Annotated in this window: 3 protein-coding genes; 2 read left to right on the top strand and 1 reads right to left on the bottom strand. The window is 42.0% G+C overall.

The features are described from left to right. The first annotated feature begins 372 nt into the window (after positions 1 to 372). Both Q1A70_RS18195 and Q1A70_RS18190 read left to right on the top strand, forming a co-directional pair. The gene (locus Q1A70_RS18195) at positions 373 to 3,954 is read left to right on the top strand and encodes an ATP-binding protein (protein WP_299694973.1); all 3,582 of its coding nucleotides are present in this window, start codon (positions 373 to 375) and stop codon (positions 3,952 to 3,954) included. A 12-nt stretch (positions 3,955 to 3,966) separates the two neighbouring features. Further along, positions 3,967 to 5,742, top strand: coding sequence for an EAL domain-containing protein (locus Q1A70_RS18190; protein ID WP_299694970.1), 1,776 nt, complete (start codon positions 3,967 to 3,969; stop codon positions 5,740 to 5,742). Positions 5,743 to 5,860: 118 nt separating this feature from the next. On the opposite strand, the gene Q1A70_RS18185 is transcribed toward Q1A70_RS18190, so the two are convergent. Continuing rightward, a complete protein-coding gene (locus tag Q1A70_RS18185) occupies positions 5,861 to 6,784 on the bottom strand; it encodes a DMT family transporter (RefSeq protein WP_299694976.1) in 924 nt (307 codons plus the stop codon). Positions 6,785 to 6,900 lie beyond the last annotated feature (116 nt).

Raw genomic sequence — 6,900 nt, 5'->3', positions numbered from 1 at the left:
TGAAACTCAGTGCATTGTTTAAGAATTAGGCAACTATGGACCAGGCATGTCTTCTATCTGAATTAAGCAACAAAACCTCTACCTCTACCTCTACCTCTACCTCTACCTCTACCTCTACCTCTACCTCTACCTCTACCTCTACCTCTACCTCTACCTCTATAGGATAAAATGAGTCATATGATCGTCAATTAAATTGAATCAAAAAGTCAGATAATGTAGGATAATTCTTACATGCGGTTTTTATAGCACTGGCTATTATTATACATTGAATAGTGCTGTCAATTATTCGCTTTGGCTAACAATACAAAGTACATAACAAAGTGAACGTGGCAATAAATATAATAAAATCAGTTCGAAAAATAGGGGGATAATATGAAAAAACCAACAATATTGTTTTTTATATTATTGTCAATATTTTCATTTAGAACACAAGCTTTTGGTGATTTAAACCTAACGAAAGAAGAAAAACAGTACTTAAAAAACAAAAGTCATTTGGTTGTCGCCCACTTTGGGATCTACTACCCACCATATTCACAACTTGATAATGGTATAATAAAAGGTATCCACCAAGATATTACTCATCAAATCAGTGATATTTTAAATATTCCTATTGAAACAAAAATATTCCCACACATATCCGGAGTGATAGATGACATCAGCTCAGGTGCGTCCGATATATCCATTGGCTATAGTGACAGTCGCTATCGGGATCAAGACGTTATTTTCTCCGATATTATTTATAAAGAAGTGATGGCGTACTGGGTTGATATCCCAGGAAATATTGGTGAAAAACCCAGCAACATGACCTGGACTTGTGTCGAGGGTTCCTCATACTGTGATTATTTACAGGAAAGATACGATTCGGTTGTGCCTACACTCGATTTTTTGGCGAGTATTGCGCTGGTTCAAGAAGGCATTGTTGATGGTATTGTCAGTAACTATGCCTCGCTAATGAATTACAGCTTTAATAATTTTAATTCCGGGCAGATCAAGTTCTTTGACGATAATTTCATTGAAGAGAATCGAGTGATAATTTCGAAAAAACACCCCATCTTAGAAAATATCATCAATAAAACGATTGCTTATATTAACAACTATGGTGGTATTGACACTAGTAATAAATATTTCCATGCCACACAAGCTAACATCCGGCAGATATCAAACCCACCAGGTAATAATACGCTTCGCTATACAATAAATCGAGATATATTCCCGGCTCTTTTCATTGACAAATCAACACAACAACCAAGTGGTTATGTTATCGACATTCTGAGGCAAATCTCATTGAGAACAAGCCTAAATTTCCAGTATGTCGAAAGCCATGGTCAAGAAGCCATCGATCTATTTAAGCAAGGTAAAATTGACCTCATTGCCTATGCCAACCTTGAGGATCCTAATTTTAAGGGTGAAGGTATCATCCAATCCCAACCTTATACTCAAGCACACTTTCTGCTATTAATGGGCAAGCAAGCAAACACAGAGATGGGTGTTTTATCACGAGTAGAAGCGCTTAATCATTACATCGATGATAAATTCGGCAACGATTTTTCTTTAAGCTTTTATACACAACCGAACCAACTCCTTAAAGCACTCATTGATGGTAATATTGGCCGTGCATTGTTAAACAAAGATGTCATTGGTTATGATTTTATTACTCGTTATGGAGACAAAATTTCACTGGAAGAAACAGAAAGCTTCTACAGTGTGCCCGTTGGTATGCTACTAGCGGACCAACATACCTCGGCAATGGATCTCATCAATCACACTCTCTATCCCATAACAAACCTCCATATCGAGCAATTCAAATATCGCTACAAGCTAGGGGTGATCAATTACGGCTACAACAGATCCACCTTAATAATGATAGCCGTCGGAGCACTGCTCATTATCTCCATGATTTTTCTGTTCCATTGGCTACGCCAAAACCGGATGAAAAAGATCCTACAAGCTCAATACAATGAAAAGAAAAAAGCGTCTGAAGAGGCACTTTGGTTCTCGACACTGCTTGATGACCTTCCGGTACTCGTGTCTGTGATGGACGAGCAGAACCAGCAAGTATTTACTAACAAGATCTACCGAAAATACTTCGACAAATGTAACCAATGCAGCCACGAAAATGGCATACGTACAATTATCAATGCCCAGCAGCACGATGAAGAGCTCGACGAAACCAGTGACGAGAGCGAAAACGGCAACAAGAGTTACTTCAAACAATACTTACACCATGTTGAAAATCCAAGAACAGGCAAAAAATTCAAAATATTAGTCTTAGATGACACCACCAAAGATCATAATCATAAGAAAGAGTTAGTGAAGGCCAACCAGATTGCAAACAAAGCCATTGATACCCGCTCGAGATTCTTGGCAATGATCACGCATGAACTGCGCACCCCTATCAATGGCATTGTCGGGCTTCTTGAACTCCTAGAGCGCAAGAACAATGACAGTGAACAAAATATGTATATCGAGAGTATTCGAAAGTCTGCTTATCTACTCAATAATCATGTCAGTGACATCCTCGACTTCTCGAAGATGGAAGCAGGTGAGAGTACCATCATGATTAACCCTACTAACATATTGGTAGGAATCGACACCATCCTAAAATCTCAGCAGTCGCATGCACTCGGAAAAGGCATCGATTTCAAAGTTAACTGGACCCCTACCCCACATATATTGGTTGCCACCGACATCGACAAGATCCAGCAAGTGCTCACTAACTTGCTGTCGAATGCGATCAAATTTACCGAGTCGGGCTCTATCAGCGTCGATATATCCATTACCCAACATGCCCTTCAACTCCAAGTGCAAGACACTGGAATAGGCATGACCTCACAACAAGTTGGGACCATATTTGAACCCTTTGTTCAGGCTGATAACAGTACCTCCCGCCAATTCGGAGGCACAGGTCTTGGCATGACGATAGTCGATAAAATCATCAAACAGCTAGAGGGGCACATCGATATTCGTTCTCAAATAAACCTAGGAACCAATATCACTGTATCAGTGCCACTTGTTACATTAGGATTGAAAAACGATTTACCATCAACACCGTTTTATTCAAGCTCCCCTATCATCAATTCTTGGCTAGGTGAATGGGGGCTCTACAACGAAAACGGTCACTCTTTTGCTGCGCCACTCATCAATAATATCTATGAGAGATTTCCGAGTGAGATATACGATTACCTACTTAGTTTCGGCAAGTGGAATCAAGAGGTAGAACCGGACTTAATCCAACTGTCCGGTCATATTCTCGTGGCTGAAGACAATAAGGTTAACCAGTGGATGATTAAGCAACAGCTTGAAGAAATTGGCGTTGATTGCAGTATCGCGAGTGATGGCCAAGAAGCAATTACGCTCTTTGAGCAAAACCCGCTGAGCTATGACTTGATCATCACCGATAACCACATGCCTAAGATTGATGGTTTTAGGCTCACTGAGTTGATACGTAACGACCAAAATCACTCACAGATCGTGATCATTGGTTGTACCGCCGATGACCCGAAAACCGCGCATTCAGAATGTCTCTCGGTTGGTATGAATGATGTACTTTACAAACCTTATGAATTGAAAGACCTGATTGATGTACTGCGATGCTATTTACCCATTAGCCAACAACAAGAAAATCAACAAATAGAGCCGTTCGAAGTAAAACCAGAACATTCAGGCTGGCTTCACCATATAAAAAAATCGTACCAAAAAGAGTTGTTACCGGTGATCAGCGAGTCATTCGCGTCAGATATCAGAGTTTTATCTGAAAACCCTGACAGCTACAAAAAAGTCGCTCATAAAATAAAGGGCTCAGCTCAACTATTAAATATTCAGTACCTCTCTGAATTAACAGAAAAAATAGAAAAACTTGACCACTGCGATCTTGCTTACAACGAATTACTGTGCAGTGAGTTAACAAAAATAATACACATTGTCGACGAAGCAATCACCCCGTCACCCAACTGAGTGATATGTACTATGAAAGCTCTAATAATTGAAGATGATCATATTCAAGCCATCACGTTAAAGTTGCTCTTGAATGACCTAGGTATCACACAAATTACCATCGCTCATACCAGTAAGAGTGCGCTTAATTTCTGTACCAGCGAAAAATTCTCCCATATTTTTTGTGATATACGACTGCCAGACTCTGATGGGATCTTGCTACTTCGTGATATCTCGAAACACCAAAGTTCAGCCAGCATCACCATCTTAAGCTCAAGTGATATAGGTGTAATAAAGCTGACTTACTTAGCCTGTAAAACGCTGAGGTTCAAAAGTGTCCACAGTTTAAAGAAACCTTTTACCCATGAATGCATCTCAAGCATCGTCTCTGCGAATGTTCCCCAAACCAAGCAGCATTTTAAACAGAACCAACCACAGTTCATCTTTACCGAATCTGAAGTCATGCATGCGATCGAAGACGACCAAGTCTTTTATTATTATCAGCCGCAAGTTGATTTTCAGTCACAGAAAATCGTCGGTGTTGAAGCTCTAATACGTTGGGATCACCCTCAGCTTGGGGTATTAACCCCGAATCATTTTTTACCTTACATCACAAAACCAGAGAACTACCGGTTGATATTTTGCTCGGTCCTCAATAAATCGGTCAGAGCGATACAAAGCCTTAACCTGACAACACCGATCAAACTATCGATAAATCTGACTCAGCGAGATCTTGAGTGTAGTGATATCTGCAATGAGATCATCGAGACCTGTGAACGTGAGGGGTTTAGCTACCAAAACTTGGTTCTCGAACTAACGGAGGGTCATATTTACTCTTCAGATGTCAACTCACTCATCAACTTAGCCCGCCTCAAGCTGCTTGGTGTGAGACTCGCCATAGATGACTTTGGTACTGGCTATTCATCACTTGAAAAGATCACGCAGATCCCTTTTGATATTCTTAAAATAGATCGCAGTTTTGCCCATAACGTAACTAAAGATTACCAAAATGCCTCGATCGTTAAACTCTGTATTGGCACAGCGAAGGCGTTGCAGTTGAAGGTTGTGGTCGAAGGGATTGAAGATGCCGAAACTTGGCAGTACATCAAGAACATGGGCGCAGATGAGTGCCAAGGCTACTTTACTGGTCGCCCGATGTCGATTCATGATCTTCAGCAAGCGCTTGTTGAGAAAAAGAGCACATCTGACGTAAAAAAACTCAATGTACTGGTGATTGATGACCAGCCTATTATCGGCATCGCACTAAAAAATGCGCTACTTGAGCAATACAATGTTGAAAATGCGCATAATGTCACCAAGCCGCAATTAGCACTCGATGCTATGCGAGATAATGTCTATAACCTGATCATTGTTGACGTGAACTTGAGTGATGAAAGTGGCTTTCAATTGGTTGAGAAAATTCGCCAGACCGGGTTCTGTGGAAGAGTGATTTTTATTTCAGGCGAAGATAATCCACTCTATGGTTCGCTATGCCAAGGGCTTGGTGCAACCTACATTACCAAGAGTCTAGAGCTCAATGAGATGGTCGAGAAAATCATCTACTACGGTGGTCAGGATTCGGATGGGAGCCCTTTGCGCAACGCAACCCCTACCCCATTCGATTCGCTGTCAGTAAGAGAGCGCGAAGTCCTTAAACAGCTGCTCGACGGCGTCGGTAATAAGGCCATTGCTAACCAGCTCAACATTAGCCAAAAAACGGTAAGCACCTATAAGAGTCGCTTACTGCAAAAGCTCAATGCCAAATCATTGATCGAGCTATCCAAGTACAGTAAATCCTTGCAAGCCTAAGCAGAGTCATTGATATCGAATAACAAGCATCCGTAGATAGATGTACTTTTCACCAACCTTTATCACCGTTAGCGCCTCATGCTCATACGATGAGGCGCGAATCTGCCCACTTACTTATTTACTTACTGACAGTGAGTGGGGTAACACGCTGTGAGCTTAAAATATTCGGTTTCTTGACCACCAGATACACGGCCGCAGCTGAAAGCGCAAAGCCCATGGCACCATAAAAATCGAACGATTCACCGAAAATAAGCCAAGCCTGAATCGCCGTGGTGGGTGGGACGAGATAAAACACCGAAGCGACACTCGAAGAGGCACCATGCTGCACCATATACAGTAACAACAGCACCGCAACGCATGACAGTACCACCACCAGCCAAGTTAAGGTTAAGATGAACTCAACGGTCCAATCGACTTGCATGGTTTCGTAGCGCATGGCGAAAGGCACAAACAAAGCTGCCGCAGCCAGATATTGGACCATCGCCCCACCGACCATATCGGTATCCTGACAAAAATATTTCTGATACAAAGTACCACATGTAATACCCACCAGCGCCACCAAACACACGAGAATAGCCATGCCTTTTTGATCTTCGGATTGCCATTCAATATTCCCCATCAACACTAGACTGATGCCCACAAAACCAAGCGCTAAACCCAGCCATTGCGCGAAATTAAACCGTTGCACAGTACAACTCACCATGATCAATGCTGTAAGGATCGGCTGCAAACCTACCAACAAAGAGCTCAGCCCCGCTGGCATTCCCAAGTGAATCGCCATATAGGTTCCACCCAAGTAGAAGCCATGAATCAAAATACCAACAACACAAGCGTGGAAGAATGATCGACCGCGAGGGATACGGCGCTTAAGGATTGTAATCAAAACCAAGAACAGGGCTACGTTAGCTACCATTCTTAATGAAAGTAATGTCGCAGGCTCCGCGTACTCCACACCAAGGCGCGCGCCAACAAAACCTGACGACCACAATATGACAAACACGAACGGAATCATTTTAATGTAAGCGTCTACGAACCGACTCATTGACTTTCTAATATCAACACAGATACCGCCAACTAAGGTGGTATCTGTCATTCTGAACGCTATTCGGAAATGGGGGACTCGTCCGTTTTTGGCATGTTCCAAGGAAGAAGATGACC

Source organism: uncultured Vibrio sp. (genome assembly GCF_947488985.1).
Classification (GTDB): domain Bacteria; phylum Pseudomonadota; class Gammaproteobacteria; order Enterobacterales; family Vibrionaceae; genus Vibrio.
This window is presented reverse-complemented; position numbering and strand designations above follow the sequence as displayed.